The sequence below is a fragment of the Pseudomonas sp. LBUM1673 genome (assembly GCF_059695645.1).
Genome location: NZ_CP166780.1, coordinates 4788977 through 4807084 on the forward strand (window position 1 = coordinate 4788977; position 18108 = coordinate 4807084).

The 18108-nt window shown below is 60.7% G+C and carries 9 protein-coding genes; all 9 read right to left on the reverse strand.

Annotated features, from left to right (window positions below; genetic code table 11):
* Nucleotides 1-168: 168 nt before the first annotated feature.
* Complete coding sequence (locus ACA044_RS22170) at nucleotides 169-5757, reverse strand: beta strand repeat-containing protein (RefSeq protein WP_497443282.1); 5589 nt, start codon at nucleotides 5755-5757, stop codon at nucleotides 169-171.
* 205 nt (nucleotides 5758-5962) lie between these two features.
* Nucleotides 5963-9523 carry a glycosyltransferase gene (locus tag ACA044_RS22175; protein ID WP_497443283.1) on the reverse strand — a complete coding sequence of 1187 codons (3561 nt, stop codon included), beginning with the start codon at nucleotides 9521-9523 and terminating at the stop codon, nucleotides 5963-5965.
* A gap of 95 nt (nucleotides 9524-9618) precedes the next feature.
* Nucleotides 9619-11184 carry a flagellar hook-associated protein 3 gene (locus ACA044_RS22180; protein ID WP_497443284.1) on the reverse strand — a complete coding sequence of 522 codons (1566 nt, stop codon included), beginning with the start codon at nucleotides 11182-11184 and terminating at the stop codon, nucleotides 9619-9621.
* Between the two features lie 13 nt (nucleotides 11185-11197).
* A complete protein-coding gene (gene flgK / locus ACA044_RS22185; protein WP_497443285.1) occupies nucleotides 11198-13255 on the reverse strand; it encodes a flagellar hook-associated protein FlgK in 2058 nt (685 codons plus the stop codon).
* 23 nt (nucleotides 13256-13278) lie between these two features.
* On the reverse strand, nucleotides 13279-14595 hold the full coding sequence (gene flgJ / locus ACA044_RS22190) for a flagellar assembly peptidoglycan hydrolase FlgJ (RefSeq protein ID WP_497443286.1): 1317 nt from the start codon (nucleotides 14593-14595) through the stop codon (nucleotides 13279-13281).
* Between the two features lie 11 nt (nucleotides 14596-14606).
* On the reverse strand, nucleotides 14607-15713 hold the full coding sequence (locus ACA044_RS22195; protein WP_497443287.1) for a flagellar basal body P-ring protein FlgI: 1107 nt from the start codon (nucleotides 15711-15713) through the stop codon (nucleotides 14607-14609).
* A gap of 9 nt (nucleotides 15714-15722) precedes the next feature.
* A complete protein-coding gene (gene flgH / locus ACA044_RS22200; RefSeq protein ID WP_497443288.1) occupies nucleotides 15723-16418 on the reverse strand; it encodes a flagellar basal body L-ring protein FlgH in 696 nt (231 codons plus the stop codon).
* 52 nt (nucleotides 16419-16470) lie between these two features.
* The gene (flgG, locus tag ACA044_RS22205; protein WP_497443289.1) at nucleotides 16471-17256 is read right to left on the reverse strand and encodes a flagellar basal-body rod protein FlgG; all 786 of its coding nucleotides are present in this window, start codon (nucleotides 17254-17256) and stop codon (nucleotides 16471-16473) included.
* A 45-nt stretch (nucleotides 17257-17301) separates the two neighbouring features.
* Nucleotides 17302-18042: a flagellar basal body rod protein FlgF gene (locus ACA044_RS22210; protein WP_052966740.1), complete on the reverse strand. Its 741-nt coding sequence runs from the start codon at nucleotides 18040-18042 to the stop codon at nucleotides 17302-17304.
* Nucleotides 18043-18108: the final 66 nt, after the last annotated feature.

Consider the following 18108-nt stretch of genomic DNA (forward strand, 5'->3'; position numbering starts at 1 on the left):
ATATGAGGGGGGCTTGCAGGAAACGCGCCAGCTCCGTGGGCCCAGCGTCGGGGGGTGTTAGGCATGAAAAAGGGGATGAACCCGGTCAACAGCAACCGGACTCATCCCCTTCTGCGGTGTATCAAGCCTTTAATCGGGATTCAGGATTGAGGGCATTGATACGCCGGATCACCCAAACATCGCAAACGCATCGCTGTTGGCCGGCAGATTGATGAGCTGTCCGTCCGCAGTCTGCACTTGCTCAATGGTATCGGAGCCGGCGAACCAGTCCTTGAGCCGCACGCCGTTATCTGGAACCTGCCCGGAATTGAAACTCCACTCGTGCAGGTAGAGGTCATCACCGATGCGATCAATCAGCAGTTCGGCATTGTTGATGTATGACAGAACAAGCTTGTCGGACTGACTGGTGCCGTCATCCTGGATCGTAACCAGTGCCGAGGTGTCGATGTTGTAGGTATCGTCCCCCTCTCCACCGAAGGCCGAACCGCCGTCCTGTAGCACCAGCCTGTCGTCGCCCGTACCACCAAACAGCGAAAAGCCGGAGTCCGTACCGGTCAGCAGATCGTTGCCGTCACCACCGTCGGCCATGCCGTGAATCACCGTGATGACATCGCCCCCCGCTTCACCATAGGCCTGGCTGCCCTCGTCGTTGCCAGCGGTGACAATGGTGTCGTTGCCATTGCCGCCATACAAGGTGTCAGCCTGCGGCCCATTGATCACACCATCGAGAGTGAATGGCCCGATCTGGGACACCAATCCGCCATAGAGGTAATCGTTGCCGTCGCCACCGTAGATGAGGTCGTTACCCAACCCGCCTTCAAGGTAGTTGACGTTGGCATCACCGGTGAGGGTGTCATTGAAGTGACTGCCCACTACGCGCTCGATGTTGAGCAATACGTCGCCTTGTGCATCGCCACCCTGATTGACACCAGTCAACAGGTTGATGTTCACGGCGGTGGCATTGGTGATGTACAAGACGCTGTCCTGACTGTCGCGGCCGTCAATCACATCCGCGCCTGCCCCACCGATAAAGACGTCACCGAACCGCGACCCCGACAACGTGTCATCAAAGTTGCTGCCCCGGAAGAACTCAATGTTGGTGAAGGTGTCGCCCGCGGCATCACCGGCGTTGGCATTGGTGGTCAGGTCGATGGTCACCGCGGCGTCCGAAAGCTCGTAACTGACCAGATCCTGCCCAACAGCACCGTCCAGGCCCATGGCGGTGGTACCACCATAGAAAATGTCGTTGTAGCTCGACCCCTTGATCGCTTCGATGTCGGCAAAGGTATCGCCCGCCCCGATCCCGGAATACACACCGGTCTTCAGGTTGATGGTCATCGCCACGGTGCTGTCGGTATAGCCCGCCGTGTCATAACCGGCGCTGCCGATAAACTGGTCGGCGCCCGCACCACCGTACAGCGTGTCGTTGCCCGAGCCGCCGGTGATGATGTTGTCGCTGGCGTTACCCCAACCGGTGTACGCGCCGGTGCCGACAAAGGTCAGACGCTCGACGTTGGCGGCCATGAAGGTGTGGCTGGGGTTGACCACCGACACGCGCATCTCGTCGTTGCCGCCATCGGCCAGTTCGACGATGCTCGGCGTGATGCTGGTGCTGATGTAGTAGGTATCGTCCCCGGCGCCGCCTTCGAGCGCTATCCCGCTCAGTCCAACAACGGTGAAGCTGTCGTTGAACGCCGAACCGATGACTCTTTCGATGTTGGTCAGGGTGCTGCCCTCGGCGTCGCCGCCGGTGCCGGCCATGCCCGTGCCAAGACGGATATCAACGTTCACCGCAGCGGCCGACGTCGAGTAGTCGACCGTATCGCTGCCGACCCCGCCGTCGAAGTCCGTGCCCCGGCCGTCGCCGACAAAAGTGTCGTTGTAGTTCGAACCCTTGATCGCCTCGATGTCGGTAAAGGTGTCACCCGCCCCGATCCCGGAATGCACACCGGTCTTCAGGTTGATGGTCATCGCCACGGTACTGTCGGTATAACCCGCCGTGTCGTAACCGGCACCGCCGATGAACTGGTCGGCACCCGCGCCACCGTACAGCGTGTCGTTGCCCGAGCCGCCGGTGATGATGTTGTCGCTGGCGTTACCCCAACCGGTGTACGCGCCGGTGCCGACAAAGGTCAGACGCTCGACGTTGGCGGCCATGAAGGTGTGGCTGGGGTTGACCACCGACACGCGCATCTCGTCGTTGCCGCCATCGGCCAGTTCGACGATGCTCGGCGTGATGCTGGTGCTGATGTAGTAGGTATCGTCCCCGGCGCCGCCTTCGAGCGCTATCCCGCTCAGTCCAACAACGGTGAAGCTGTCGTTGAACGCCGAACCGATGACTCTTTCGATGTTGGTCAGGGTGCTGCCCTCGGCGTCGCCGCCGGTGCCGGCCATGCCCGTGCCAAGACGGATATCAACGTTCACCGCAGCGGCCGACGTCGAGTAGTCGACCGTATCGCTGCCGACCCCGCCGTCGAAGTCCGTGCCCCGGCCGTCGCCGACAAAAGTGTCGTTGTAGTTCGAACCCTTGATCGCCTCGATGTCGGTAAAGGTGTCACCCGCCCCGATCCCGGAATGCACACCGGTCTTCAGGTTGATGGTCATCGCCACGGTACTGTCGGTATAACCCGCCGTGTCGTAACCGGCACCGCCGATGAACTGGTCGGCACCCGCGCCACCGTACAGCGTGTCGTTGCCCGAGCCGCCGGTGATGATGTTGTCGCTGGCGTTACCCCAACCGGTGTACGCGCCGGTGCCGACAAAGGTCAGACGCTCGACGTTGGCGGCCATGAAGGTGTGGCTGGGGTTGACCACCGACACGCGCATCTCGTCGTTGCCGCCATCGGCCAGTTCGACGATGCTCGGCGTGATGCTGGTGCTGATGTAGTAGGTATCGTCCCCGGCGCCGCCTTCGAGCGCTATCCCGCTCAGTCCAACAACGGTGAAGCTGTCGTTGAACGCCGAACCGATGACTCTTTCGATGTTGGTCAGGGTGCTGCCCTCGGCGTCGCCACCGGTGCCGGCCATGCCCGTGCCAGGACGGATATCAACGTTCACCGCAGCGGCCGACGTCGAGTAGTCGACCGTGTCGCTGCCGACCCCGCCGTCGAAGTCAATGCCCCGGCCATCGCCGACAAAAGTGTCGTTGTAGTTCGAACCCTTGATCGCCTCGATGTCGGTAAAGGTGTCACCCGCCCCGATCCCGGAATGCACACCGGTCTTCAGGTTGATGGTCATCGCCACGGTACTGTCGGTATAACCCGCCGTGTCGTAACCGGCACCGCCGATGAACTGGTCGGCACCCGCGCCACCGTACAGCGTGTCGTTGCCCGAGCCGCCGGTGATGATGTTGTCGCTGGCGTTACCCCAACCGGTGTACGCGCCGGTGCCGACAAAGGTCAGACGCTCGACGTTGGCGGCCATGAAGGTGTGGCTGGGGTTGACCACCGACACGCGCATCTCGTCGTTGCCGCCATCGGCCAGTTCGACGATGCTCGGCGTGATGCTGGTGCTGATGTAGTAGGTATCGTCCCCGGCACCACCTTCGAGCGCTATCCCGCTCAGTCCAACAACGGTGAAGCTGTCGTTGAACGCCGAACCGATGACTCTTTCGATGTTGGTCAGGGTGCTGCCCTCGGCGTCGCCACCGGTGCCGGCCATACCCGTGCCAGGACGGATATCAACGTTCACTGCAGCGGCCGACGTCGAGTAGTCGACCGTGTCGCTGCCGACCCCGCCGTCGAAGTCAATGCCCCGGCCATCGCCGACAAAGGTGTCGTTGTAGTTCGAACCCTTGATCGCCTCGATGTCGGTGAAGGTATCACCCGCCCCGATCCCGGAATGCACACCGGTCTTCAGGTTGATGGTCATCGCCACGGTGCTGTCGGTATAACCCGCCGTGTCGTAACCGGCACCGCCGATGAACTGGTCGGCACCCGCGCCACCGTACAGCGTGTCGTTGCCCGAGCCGCCGGTGATGATGTTGTCGCTGGCGTTGCCCCAACCGGTGTACGCGCCGGTGCCGACAAAGGTCAGACGCTCGACGTTGGCGGCCATGAAGGTGTGGCTGGGGTTGACCACCGACACGCGCATCTCGTCGTTGCCGCCATCGGCCAGTTCGACGATGCTCGGCGTGATGCTGGTGCTGATGTAGTAGGTATCGTCCCCGGCACCACCTTCGAGCGCTATCCCGCTCAGTCCAACAACGGTGAAGCTGTCGTTGAACGCCGAACCGATGACTCTTTCGATGTTGGTCAGGGTGCTGCCCTCGGCGTCGCCACCGGTGCCGGCCATACCCGTGCCAGGACGGATATCAACGTTCACTGCAGCGGCCGACGTCGAGTAGTCGACCGTGTCGCTGCCGACCCCGCCGTCGAAGTCAATGCCCCGGCCATCGCCGACAAAGGTGTCGTTGTACTTCGAACCCTTGATCGCCTCGATGTCGGTGAAGGTATCACCCGCCCCGATCCCGGAATGCACACCGGTCTTCAGGTTGATGGTCATCGCCACGGTACTGTCGGTATAACCCGCCGTGTCGTAACCGGCACCGCCGATGAACTGATCGGCGCCCGCGCCACCGTACAGCGTGTCGTTGCCCGAACCGCCGGTGATGATGTTGTCGCTGGCGTTGCCCCAACCGGTGTACGCACCGGTGCCGATAAAGGTCAGGCGCTCGACGTTGGCGGCCATGAAGGTGTGGCTGGGGTTGACCACCGACACGCGCATTTCATCGTTGCCGCCATCGGCCAGCTCGACGATGCTCGGCGTGATGCTGGTGCTGATGTAGTAGGTATCGTCCCCGGCACCGCCTTCGAGCGCTATCCCGCCCAGCCCAACAACGGTGAAGCTGTCGTTGAACGCCGAACCGATGACTCTTTCGATGCTGGTCAGGGTGCTGCCCTCGGCGTCGCCACCGGTGCCGGCCACCCCCGTGCCAGGACGGATATCAACGTTCACCGCAGCGGCCGACGTCGAGTAGTCGACCGTATCGCTACCGACCCCGCCGTCGAAATCCGTGCCTTGCCCGTCGCCGACAAAGGTATCGTTGTAGTTCGAACCCTTGATCGCCTCGATGTCGGTGAAGGTATCACCCGCCCCGATCCCGGAATGTACACCGGTCTTCAGGTTGATGGTCACCGCCACGGTGCTGTCGGTATAGCCCGCCGTGTCATAACCGGCGCCACCGATGAACTGGTCGGCGCCCGCGCCACCGTACAGCGTGTCGTTGCCCGAGCCGCCGGTGATGATGTTGTCGCTGGCGTTGCCATAACCGATGAAGGCCTGGCTGCCGGTGTAGGTCAAGCGCTCGACGTTCGCCGCCAGGACAGTGCCGCTGGGGTTGACCACCGACACGCGCATTTCATCGTTGCCGCCACCGGCCAGTTCAACAATGGTCGGCGTAGCGCTGGTGTTGATGTAATAGATATCGTCCCCGGCGCCGCCTTCGAACGCCATCCCGCCCACCGCCACGGTGAAGCTGTCGTTGAATGCCGAACCGATGACCTTTTCAACGTTGACCAAGGTGTCACCCTCGGCATCGCCGCCCCTTCCCGCCTGCCCGACACCCAGACGAAGATCCACGTTGATGGCTTCGGCAGACGCCGAATAGTCGACGGTGTCGGTACCGGTGCCGCCATCCAGCTTGTCCGCACCGGCACTCCCTTTGATCACATCATTGCCACCCAAGGCATTGATCTCATCATCCCCACTGGTACCCGTCAGCGTATCCACGCCAGTTGTCCCGTTTATCACTGCCATTGCGACTTCTTCCTTGCCTTGTTGTTGAACCAGATACCTTCAGAAAACGGCGCCCGACGAGCGTCGTCACATCTTCATTTCAATAAATGTCTATCCCGATACTTTCGGCAGATCCAACTCGAACTGGAGAAGAAAAATCACCTTGAAATCAAACAAAAACAGGCGACATAAAGTCGCCTGTTTTCAAGGGATGGGTTGGCGCCAATCAGTCCGGCAACCAGCCCCACAACCAGTGGTTCAAATTATCGCCCCGCAACATGAAATCCCGATGCACCGCGTCACGCAATTCATCGCCCATGCGGTAACTCGCGTCCGGGTCGGCCAGGTGCATGCGGATCGCTTGCAGCCATTCCGCCGTGCTATTGCTGTACACCTTGGTGCACAGCAAGTGGCCGCGATAAGCCTCGGTGTCGGTACAAATCACCGGGTATCCGCAGGCGCCGTACTCCAATAACCGCAGGTTGCTTTTGCAGTCGTTGAAGATATGGAATTCCAGCGGTGCCAGCGCCAGGTCAAGGTTCAGGCTGGCCAGTTTGAACGGGTAGCTCTGCAAACCGATGGCGGAATGATACTCGTGGATGTAAGGCCGCAATTCCTCCGGGCACATGCCGAAGAACACCCACTCCACTTCATTCGCCAACTCGCGCACGACCTCAGCAATGATCTCCAGGTCCCCGGTGTGACTGGTGCCGCCACCCCAGCCAACGCGCGGTTTACTGGAGGTGCGGCGACGGCTGGTCAGCGTCGCCCACGGGTCTGGCGACAGCATGTTCGGTACCACGCGAATGTCGTTGTGCATGCTCGACAAAATATCGGCCAACGGCTGGGTTGTGACTACCAAGCGATCGCACAGGCCGATGCCTTCGCGCAGCATCTGTTCGATGTTGACCGGTTTGTTGCGGGCGTGAGCGTTTTTCTTCGGTGCGCTGACGATGTAGTCGTCGAGTTCGAAAACCCGCAGGGCGCTGGAATACTTTTTCATCCGCAGAATATCGCCGACTGAACCTTCGCTGTAACGTCCCTGCAGGACGATGGTGTCCGGGGACAGACGCTCGATCTCCACGATCGACGGCGACTCATGGGCCACCCGTGAGATCACTCGTCCGGTGGCTTCGAGCTCTGCCAGCGGCGCGATCACCCGGTAGTGACCGACGGCAGTGCTGTTGACCGGAAGACCGAGAATCAGCGGCAATGCACGGGTGCAAAACGGGTTCCAGTTGTTGCGTAGCGAAGGCTCCAGACTGAAGCTGGAAACCCCAAGGCTCAGTGCCGGGCTGTAGGCCGGATCCTTGGCGATCTTCGGCAGCCATTTGCGATAGAAGGCGTCCTGTTCACGCTCACACACCTCCGGCGTCGACTCCTCACCTTCCGGGGCCAGCACCACACTGGAATACGGTGTCCAGACCACCAGGTAGCCGTTGTTATTCACCCGCAGGCACAAATCGACATCAACCAAGCACTGGGTAAACGTCACCTCATCGAGCTGCCCCAGACTGTCGAACACTTCCTTGCGAACCATCAGGCATTGGTCACTGACCGCGCTCCAGTTCTGGGTCATGTGCAACCGCTGCATGTAGCCGCGAGAATCAGCAGCCTCCCCGGCGAATGGCGAACCGACCGCCCCCCCCAACCCGAGGATCAACCCGGCGCTGACGATCGATCCCTGCGGACTGAGAGTTCGGGCGCCGACCACCCCCACTTCAGGACGCTGTGCGTGGTTGAGCAATTCGTCCAGCCAATCGCTGTTGCAGATCACCGTCTGAGGACTGAGCAGCAGCAAGTAGTCACCATGGGCCAGGCTCGCAGCGAAGTTGCGGATCGCCGCATCGTTGGCATCACCGGCGTAACGCAGCACCCGCAGCATCGCAGCACCCAGCTGCGTCATGGCAGCCAACCAGTCGAGCATCGCCGGGTCGTCCGTGCCGCTGTCGACGATCAGGATTTCGTACTGGGTGTAAGCCGTGCGCTCGATCAAACTTTCGGTGCAACGTTGCAAGGCGTGCAGCGAATCGCCGGTCTGGATGATGATCGACACCAGAGGACGCGCCTCATGCCGGTAATCGATGCGATTGATCAGTGGCAATTCTTCGTGACGGATAGTGTGCGCCATGCCGATACGGTCCAGGTGCGCACCGACCATGCCAGCGTTGTTCTCGATGACTTCGGGTAATGACAGCCAGTCGGCAAAGGCCAGACTCGATTCCACCTGAATCTCGGCGATGTGCTCGATGGTCTGCGGACCGACCTCTTCCACCAGACGCCACATCAGGTCATGGGGTGCCAGTTCGCCGTGAGCCGGGTCAAATCCACCCAGGGCCATGAAGCGCTGACGGTCGAAGGCCAGGGTTCGGCCGACGTAGGGGTAGGCACGCATCAGATCGAGGTTGAAATCCGGCTTGAACACCGGGTCGATCGACTCGCCGTCGATCAAAGCACCTTCGTCGCTATAAGCACAGAAAATGCCCGGCACCCCAGTGATGCGCTCCGCCAGAACCAGCAACGCCGATTCGCGCAAGGTGTCGCCTGCCTGCATCAGGTAAAACCAGTGAGTGCCTTCCAGTTGCGGGACCACAGCATTGAGCTGTTGTGCCCAGTTCGACTGAAACGGCAACTGAACGATTCGATCATCGGCATCACAGTGCGCATCGGACAGCACCACCACTGCCTGAGGGGCATACAGCTGAGCACTGATGCCCTGCAATGTGGTTTTCAGCGCTGCGCTGTCGGCACCGCGGTCAATGACGATCGGCACGATCTGCGGGCGGAACGCCCAGCTGTCGATGCGCTGCGACATGAGCCGCTGCTCGACTGCCGAGAACCTGCGGATCGCCAGCCATTGGCGATAGAAGTCGGCGTAACTCTCGCTCTCCCCACCGACTCGACCATTGACCACCGTGCTGCGGTTGTCGAGGATGCGCATCACAAACAACTCTTCCCAGGCGTGGGGTTGATCAGTGACTTTATCCAGGTCGATATAGCGAACCCAGCCCAATGCCGGCGCCGATTCGCCACTGCGTACCGCGAGCATCTGCGCCAGCCAGCTCCACTCGAGCGCGGCCGCCTTGAGCATCTCAGGGGTCTGGCTCAATCGCTCTGTATACAGACGCTCGGTGCTCAGCACCGTGCTGAGCGACACCAGGTTACCGCGGCGCATCAGGCACACGAACAAGGCGAAATCGAGCATGGCAATGAACCCGGAGCCTTCCTGGATCAAAGCTGGCAACAACTCCAGCACATCAGCGCGACGCAACAGGCTAGCGCTGAAATTGCCGAGGAAATTCTTTGGCGTGCCCTCGAAAATCGCCAGCATATCGTCGCCTTTGAGCAACGCATCGTTCGGACAAAAGCGGCAGTTGCCCACCCGCGACGGCAGCAGAAAATTGCCAGCGTCGCTGAACATGCGCAAGGCAAACACCAGATTGACGTCTGGGTGATCGATCAACACCTGGGCCTGCAAGGCAACGCTGGGCGAAAACAGTCGATCGTCATCGCACAGCACTTTGATGAACTCGCCCCGGGCTTCCTCGACGCAACGCAGTACGTTCTTCTGCAACCCCAACCGCTGCGGGTTGCGCAAGTAGCGAACCGGATGAGCCGGCTCGGCGAAGCCCTCCACGATGGTGCGGATTTCATCGTCGGGCGAGTCGTCGCAGATGACGATTTCAACGTGCTCGTAGGTCTGAGCGAGCGCACTCATCAGCGCCTGGCTGAAGAAGCGTGGGTTGAAGGCAGGAATGACGATACTGACGAGGGGGCGTTGATTCACGGCGGGGAACTCTCGAGCGGCGGGCCTCTACCCTTTCAGGCAGAGACCCCGGAACCGCTTAAAAAAAGACGGTTGGCAGCTCGGCAGGCGCAAACTCAGACCTTGTTGAACAGGCCCAGCTGAGCAATCTTGCTGAAGGCCAGTTGCGAGGCCTGCAGCATGGTTTGCTGCAAGGTCAGACGGGTCATGACGGCGGCCGCATCGGAATCGCGGATCGACGATTGGGTCTGGGCGTTGGCCAGGATCAGGCTCTGGTTGGTGTCACTCTGGGTGTCCAGGGCAGCACCGCGACCACCGACCGAACTCAAGGCGCTGGACAACTGATCGGTGCCGCTGGCCAGGTTGGCAATGCCGGAAGCCAATGACGCCTGCAATTTCTGAGTGGCGATGGCGTTACCGTTGGTTGGCGTATTCAATGCGGTTTTCAACTGGCTCACAGTGTCCAGGATGTTCTGGGTTTCATGAGTATTGACCGCGATGCTGAACTGATCGTCGGCAGCCGGGGTACCGGTCAGGGTGAAGCTCACACCCGATGCGGTGGCGACGCTGCCGACCAGGGTCCCGGAAGACACCGGGCTGCTGTTGGCCGTCAAGGGCGCGGCATACAGCTCGAAGTCGGTGGCAGTGGTGAACTTCAGGATCGCCGAACCACTGGGGAAACTGGCGTGGTAATCCACCGAGTTAGTGATGCTGCTGGCAGTCACCTGCGCCGTCGAAGGATTACCTGGGCTGCCGGTTGCGGTGAAGGTGTCCGGTTTGGCCGCCAGGGTAAAGGTGTGGCCAGGCAGCACGGTGGCTGCAGTGTCACCGGCGCTCAGATTGATATTCAGAGTCAGCTCGACGCCGCGGAAAGTAACGGCCTGGCCGGCCTTGCTGGTAGGGTCGAATGCGCCGCCCTGACTGGCTTCGGCGGTCACGTCGTTACCGAGCGAGTCAGTGATCTGCAATTGCGTACCGCTGACAAAGTCCACGGTATACGGCTCGCCGCTGCGGAACGTGCTGTTGTAGGTGACGTTCGACGACACTTGGCCATCGGACAGGGTTACGCGACCATCATCCACGGCCGGCGCGGTCATGGTGACCTCGCTGCGGCTGGTGTTGATTGCTTTCTGGAACGCGTCCCAACCGGTGCTGTTGGTGGCCATCGACATGGTATCGCCAATCGCCAGGTCCAGCGTTACCTGGTCACCGTTGTAGCTGTAGGTGCCATCGTTGTTGCGCGTGAACGGCACGGTATCGCCCTTGGAACCGGCGAAGATGTATTTGCCGTTCTCGTCCTTGCTGTTCATCAGGCTCAGCAATTGCTCTTCGATTTGCCCCAGCTCCGAAGCGGTGGCCTGGCGGTCGGCGTCGGTATAACCGGCGTTGCCCGCGCTAACGGCCAGTTCCCTGGCGCGCTGCAACACATTGTTGATGCTGGTCATCACCGCTTCGGCAGTACCGAGGGTGGCCTTGATAGTCGTGGCATTAGCTTCGTACTGATCGAGCATCGAAGCCTGCTGACCCAATTGCAGCAGGCGTGAAGCGCCAACCGGATCGTCGGCTGCGGTGTTGATGCGAACCAGGCTGCTGGCCTCTTCGCTGCTCTTGACCACGTTGGCGAAGTTCTTCTGATAGTTGGCAGCAGAGGACTCGTAAAACTGGGCGGTAGAAATGCGCATGGGCTACGACTCCTTAAAGACTGTTGATCAGTGTGTTGAAGATTTCCTGCGCAGCCTTGATGATCTGCGAAGACGCGGTGTAGTACTGCTGATACTTGACCAGGTTGCCGGTTTCCTCATCGAGGTCGACACCCGACAGCGAATCACGAGCGGTCTTGGCATTGGCCAGGATGGCGGTGGTCGCGGCACTGTCGAGGTTGCCCTGGGCGGCCTTGGCGCCGACGCCCTCGACCAGCTTGCCGTAAGCGTCGGTCAGGGAAATGCCACCGCTGGTCGAACCGGTATCCACGGTCTTCAGGGTCTGCAAGTCGGCCAGTACGTTGCCGTTGCGGTTGTCCAGAGTGCCCGCCTGACTGAGCGTCACGTTGATCGCCGTCGCGCTGTCCGGTGAACCGGCGATGGTCATATCGAACGATGCAGTACGCTGCACGATTGGCGGTCCTGGATCATTGATCGCGGCACCGCTGGCGTCGACCAGTGGAATGGTCAGGCTCAGCGTATTGTTCTGGCCAGGCACGATGGTGCCGTTGCTGAGTTCATTACCCTGGGCATCGAGCAACTGGTAAGTCTGGGTGGTACCACCGGTGGCACCGAAAACCACTTTGACCGGAGTCGAAGTCTTCAGGCCATTCTGAATGGCCAGGGTGGTGGTCGCGTCATAGATATCGAACTTCGTAGTCAGGGTCGGTTGACCGCTGGCCGGAATCGTCAATGTGCCGCTGCTGCCAGCAGCAATGGCCGCCCCCAACGGTGCTGCGATGGCCAGACGCTGAGGGTCGGTCATCTCAATCTCGATGTCGGTCGCCGCATTGCGGGTCGGAGTGATCTTGAAGGTGTCGCCGGCGGCTGCGGTGCCGTTGAGCGTCATGGAGAAACCATCGATCACCGGAGCCGGCGTGGTCGTCGTGCTGAACGCGCCCATGGCAGTGCCTTCAGGCAGACGCTGCACGGTGTAGTCAGTGGCGGTGGTGAACGTGACCTTGTAATCATTGATGGTCAGCGCGCCGCTGTCCTCGATGGTCACGTCGAAGTTGCCCGAGCCTGCGTTGTTGCCGACCGTGGCGATACTGCGCTGGGCCATTTGCGAAGCACTGTTGATGCTGCTGAACAGGTTCGAGCCGAACTCACCGTTTTTGTCGATGCCCTGGGCCTGGATGGTGTTCATCTGATCGGCAACGACCAGCGCCACACGACCCAGCTCGTTCATCGCCGGGTCCAGTACGGTGCTGCGATAGCGGAGCAAGCCGCCTATCTCACCACCGGTCATCACCGAGGTGACGTCGATGGTGCTCGAGCCGCGATTGAGCTGAATGGCCGAACGCGACGGGTCGGTTTTGCTTGGCACCACTTCCAGCTTGCTGGCGGTGTTGCCCATGACCAGCGGCTGACCGCTGCCCAGGTAAATATCGAGGTTACCGTCACGCTCGATCACTTGCGCGCCGGTGAAGGTAGACAATTGACGTACGACCTCGTTGCGCGTATCGAGCAAGTCGTTGGGCTGGCCGCCGGCGTTGGAAATTTCGGAGATCTTCTGGTTCAACTGGGCCACGGTGGCCGCCAGTTTGTTGACCTGATCGGCCATGTCCGCCAGGTTGCCGTTGATGTTCTCGTTCTGCGTGGTCAACTGGCTGGAGATCGAGTTGAACCGGTTGCTCAGGGCTTGCGCATCGCTGAGCAGCAGTTGGCGCGAGGCATCATCGCCCGGTTTGGCGTTAACGTTCTGTACCGAGGCGAAGAACTTGGTCAGGGCGCCATTGAGGCCGGTGCCGCTGTCCGACAGCAACGCGTCGAGCGGGCTGATCTGCCCGGCGTAGGCCGCCGAGTCGCTGTTGAGCGAGGTGGTGGTCTGCAGCTGTGCGTCGAGGTAGCTGTTGTACACCCGACGCACATCGGCGAGGGTCGTACCGCTGCCGACCCAGACATTGCCGAACTGATTCGAGGCCTTGGTACTCTGCACGGTTTGCTGACGCGAGTAGCCGGACGTATCGGCGTTGGCAATGTTATTGCCGGTCACCATCAACGAGGTTTGGCTAGCGGATAAACCCGACATCCCGATATTGAGCAAACTCATGGTTCAAACCTTATACCTTGTGCCTATAAAGGCGTGGTGGAAGCGCCCGCCGCAGCGTAGTTTTGGTAACTCGTCATCTGCTTGGCTATCTGCGAAATCTTGCTTGCGTAATCCGGGTCGGTTGCATACCCGGCTTTTTGCAACTCGCGTACAAACTGTTCTGGGTTATCGGCCGACTTCAGCACATCTTGATAGCGATTATTGCTTTGCAGCAGCGTCACAAGGTCATGGAAGCTGTCCTTGTAAGAGGCGTAGGAACGGAACTCGGCCGTCTCCTTGACCATCTCGCCATTTCTGAATTCGCTGGTGATCGCCCGCGCCGAATCGCCCTTCCAGCTACTGCTGGCCTTGATGCCGAACAGGTTGTGGCTACTGCTGCCATCCTGGGCGCGCATGACCGATTTGCCCCAACCGGTTTCCAGGGCTGCCTGAGCCACCAGGTAACGCGGATCGACGCCGATACGGTCGGCAGCCTCTTTGGCCATCGGCAGCATGGTGTTGACGAATTCGTCGGCGGAGCTGAAGGCCTTCTTTGCCGGCGCCAGGGGTATTTGAGCCATGGCACGACCATGAATCTGCAGGCGCCCGCTGGATGTCGTATCCGTTTGCGAAGCCAGCCAATCGCCGTTGTACAGAGAGCCGGAACCGGTCTTGGTGCTCTGCGGCAACTGGATGTTGTTCTGCGCCGCTGTGGCAGTGGTCGCCGTGGTCGATGTCGATACCGATGCAGATGCAGATGGCACCAGCCCGGCAAGCAAGCGGTCGGCCAGTTTCGGCGGCAATGCCAGACGCCGCTGATTGATCAGTGCCATGTCATTGCGGTGAGCGCCCTCACCCGCACTTGCCGGCGACTTCACCGAACGCGAAGCCCACAACGGGCGCTCACCATTGAGGCGCGACAGCGGCCCGTTGGTGGCGACCGTGCCGGCGGCAATCGGTGTTTCCACGGCGGCTTTCGCGGCGGCCTGCTTGGCGGCAGACGCTGCCGCGGCCTCCCCTGGCGCCAGCGGTTTGTTCTTCGACATCTGGCGCATCAGCACGTCGGCCAGGCCAATACCGCCGCCTTCGCGGGACAGGGAAACGGCCAACTGCTGGTCGTACATTTCCTGGTATTGCTTGGCCGCCGGTGTATTGAGCGGATTGTCCTCGCCCAGCGCTTCGGTGGCCGAGCGCATGGACTTGAGCATTTCACCGAGGAACAGCGACTCGAATTCCTGCGCCACTTTGCGCATGTTCGCATCGCTGTTCTTGTCGCCAACCTTGAGCTGGTTCAGACGGTTCAAGTCCGAGTAGGAACCCGAATCGCTGCTGCTGACCAGACCGCTTTTGCGCATATCCATGATCGCCGTCCTCAGATCACGATCAGGTCGGCTTGCAACGCGCCAGCCTGCTTCAGCGCTTCGAGGATCGCCATCAAGTCACCCGGCGCCGCGCCGACCTGGTTCACCGCACGGACGATTTCGTCGAGGGTGGTGCCCGGGCCGAACTTGAACATCGGCTTGGCTTCTTGCTGAGCGTTGACCCGCGAGCGCGGCACGACCGCCGTCTGCCCGTTGGACAGAGGGCCGGGCTGGCTGACGATCGGGTCTTCGGTGATGGTCACGGTCAGGCTGCCGTGGGTTACGGCGGCTGGCGAAACCTTGACGTTCTGGCCGATCACGATGGTGCCGGTACGCGAGTTGATGATGACTTTCGCCACCGCCTGACCCGGGTCGACTTCGAGGTTTTCGAGGATCGACAAATAGTCGACCCGCTGGCTCGGATCGAGCGGCGCGGTCACGCGGATCGAGCCACCATCGATGGCCTGGGCGACGCCAGGGCCAAGCATGTCGTTGATCTTGTCGACAATGCGCTTGGCGGTGGTGAAGTCCGAACGGTTGAGGTTCAGGGTCAGGCTGTTGCCCTGATTGAAACCGCTCGGCACCGCACGCTCGACCGACGCACCGCCCGGAATGCGACCGGCCGACGGAACGTTGACGGTGATCTTCGAACCATCACGACCTTCGGCATCGAAACCGCCAACCACAAGGTTGCCCTGAGCAACGGCGTAGACGTTGCCGTCGATACCTTTGAGCGGCGTCAACAGCAAGGTGCCGCCACGCAGACTCTTGGAGTTACCGATGGACGCTACGGTGATATCCACCTGCTGACCCGGCTTGGCGAACGCTGGCAAGTCGGCACTGATCGATACCGCCGCGACGTTCTTCAACTGCACGTTACCGGAACCTGCCGGCACCTTGATGCCGAACTGCGAAAGCATGTTGTTGAAGGTCTGCAGGGTGAACGGGGTCTGGGTCGTCTGGTCGCCGGTGCCGTTAAGCCCGACCACCAGGCCGTAGCCGATCAATTGGTTGGAACGCACGCCGGAAATACTGGCGATATCCTTCAGCCGCTCGGCTTGAGCGTCGAAGGCCGCCGTCAGCAACAGGGCGCCCACCACAAGGCTTTTCAGATTCAACGTAGCCACCTAGAAAGGGAACAGCGGGCTGAGGAAGAAACGGTCGAACCAGCCTGGCTGACTCGCATCGGCAAACGCACCGGTGCCCGAATAGGTGATGCGTGCATCGGCGACGCGGGTCGACGACACGGTGTTGTCGGTGGCAATGTCATCGGCACGAACGAGGCCGGCAATCCGCACCAGCTCGTCACCAGTGTTGAGGGTCAGCCACTTCTCGCCACGCACGGCAATGATGCCGTTGGGCAGCACGTCAGCGACGGTCACAGTGATCGAACCGGTCAGGCTGTTGCTCTGGCCGGACTTGCTGTCACCCTTGGTCGCACGGTCGGCGCTATAGCCGGCGTTCAGACTCAGGTCGCCGCTACCGATCGGGTTATTGGTGGTCAGGCTGGAGCCGAACAACGAGGTCAGGCCAACACTGGTCTCACTGTTCTTGTCGATCTGCGAGTTGGCGTTTTTGCTCGCCTGGGTGCGTTCGTTCAGGGTGATAGTGATGATGTCGCCGACCCGGAATGCCTTGCGGTCGCTGTACAGGTTCTGTTCGAAACCGGCCTGGTAGATCGAGCCGTTATTGGCGGCAGCCGGCAGCGGCGTGCGCGGCAACACCGGGGCGTAGTAAGGGTCATTGGGCTTGGGCGGCGGGGCGACGCAGCCCGCGAGCACGACGGCCCCACTCAGTGCCAGAACAGATACGAAGCGATTCATGACCCTACCTCACGGTGTTGCAGGCGACCTCATGGCCGCCTCATAGACTTGATTACAGATTCTGCGTTACGAACGAGAGCATCTGGTCGGCGGTGGAGATCACTTTGGAGTTCATCTCGTAAGCACGCTGAGTGGTGATCATGTTGACCATCTCTTCAACGGTGCTGACGTTGGACGTTTCCAGGGTGTTCTGCAGCGTGGTGCCGAAACCGGCGAGGCCCGGGGTGCCAACTTGCGGCGCGCCACTGGCAGCGGTTTCCAGGAACAGGTTGTTACCCACCGCTTGCAGACCGGCCGGGTTGATGAAGTCGGCGGTTTGCAGGTTGCCGATCACCTGGGAAGCAGCGTTACCGGGAACGGTGACGGACACGGTGCCGTCACGACCTACGGTAAAGGTCTGGGCGTCGCTCGGAATGACAATCGCCGGCTCCAGAGCGAAGCCGCTGGCGTTCACGATCTGACCGTTGGAATCCAGGTGGAACGTACCGTCACGGGTGTAGGACGTGGTGCCATCCGGCTGCAGAATCTGGAAAAAGCCGCGACCGTCGATGGCCATGTCCAACGGCTGCTCGGTGGTTTGCAGGCTGCCGGCGGTGAAGTTTTTCTGGGTGCCGACGATGCGCACACCGGTACCCACTTGCAGACCCGACGGCAATTCGCTGTCCTGGGTCGACTGGGCGCCTGGCTGGCGTTTGATCTGATACAGCAAATCCTGGAACTCGGCGCGGTCACGTTTGAAACCCGTGGTCGAAACGTTCGCCAGGTTGTTGGAAATGGTGGTGAGGTTGGTGTCCTGGGCGGACAGACCTGTTTTGGCAACCCATAGAGCCGGAAGCATTCGATTCTCCTCGTGCGCCTGTTTTACGGCGCGACGTTCTGATAATTAGCTGATCTGCAAGACCCGAGCCATGGCCTGGTCATCGTCTTTGGCGGTGTTCATCATCTTGATATGCAGTTCGAACTGCTTGGCCAGCGCCAGCACCGAGGTCATTTCTTCCACGGCATTGACGTTGCTCGACTCAAGGAACCCGGACACCAGTTTGACGTTGGCATCGGCCTGCGCCGGTTTGCCGTCCTTGGTGTGGATCGAACCGTCCAGGCCTTTGGTCATGTTCTTGAAGTCCGGGTTGACCAGTTTGATGCGGTCGACTTCGGCCATTACACGTGGACCTTCGCCCATCGCACGGATGCTGATGGTGCCGTCTTCGCCAACTTCGATTTGCTGCTCGGGCGGCACGGCAATCGGCCCGCCATTGCCTACCACCGGCATACCGTTGCCGGCGCGCAGCACGCCCAAGGCGTCAACGTTCAGGCTGCCGGTGCGCACATAGCTTTCACCGCCATCGGGGTTCTGCACTGCAATCCAGCCATTGCCTTGCACCGCGACATCGAGGTCGCGACCGGTTTCCACCAGCGAGCCCGCAGAAAAGTCGGTGGCCGGACGCTCGCTCATGGCAAACGCACGCGCCGGAAAGCTGTCACCAAACACCGGCATCGAACGGGCCTGCTCCAGGTCCTTCTGAAAACCATTGGTAGAGATGTTCGCCAGGTTGTTGGCATGAGCCTTCTGCGCCAAAGCATTCTGGCTGGCGCCGGTCATTGCCACATAAAGGTACTTGTCCACACTCTTTCCTCTGCATGCCGGACGTTTGCCGCCCACCGCTGTACTGCTGAGCTATAAGCAATTTGC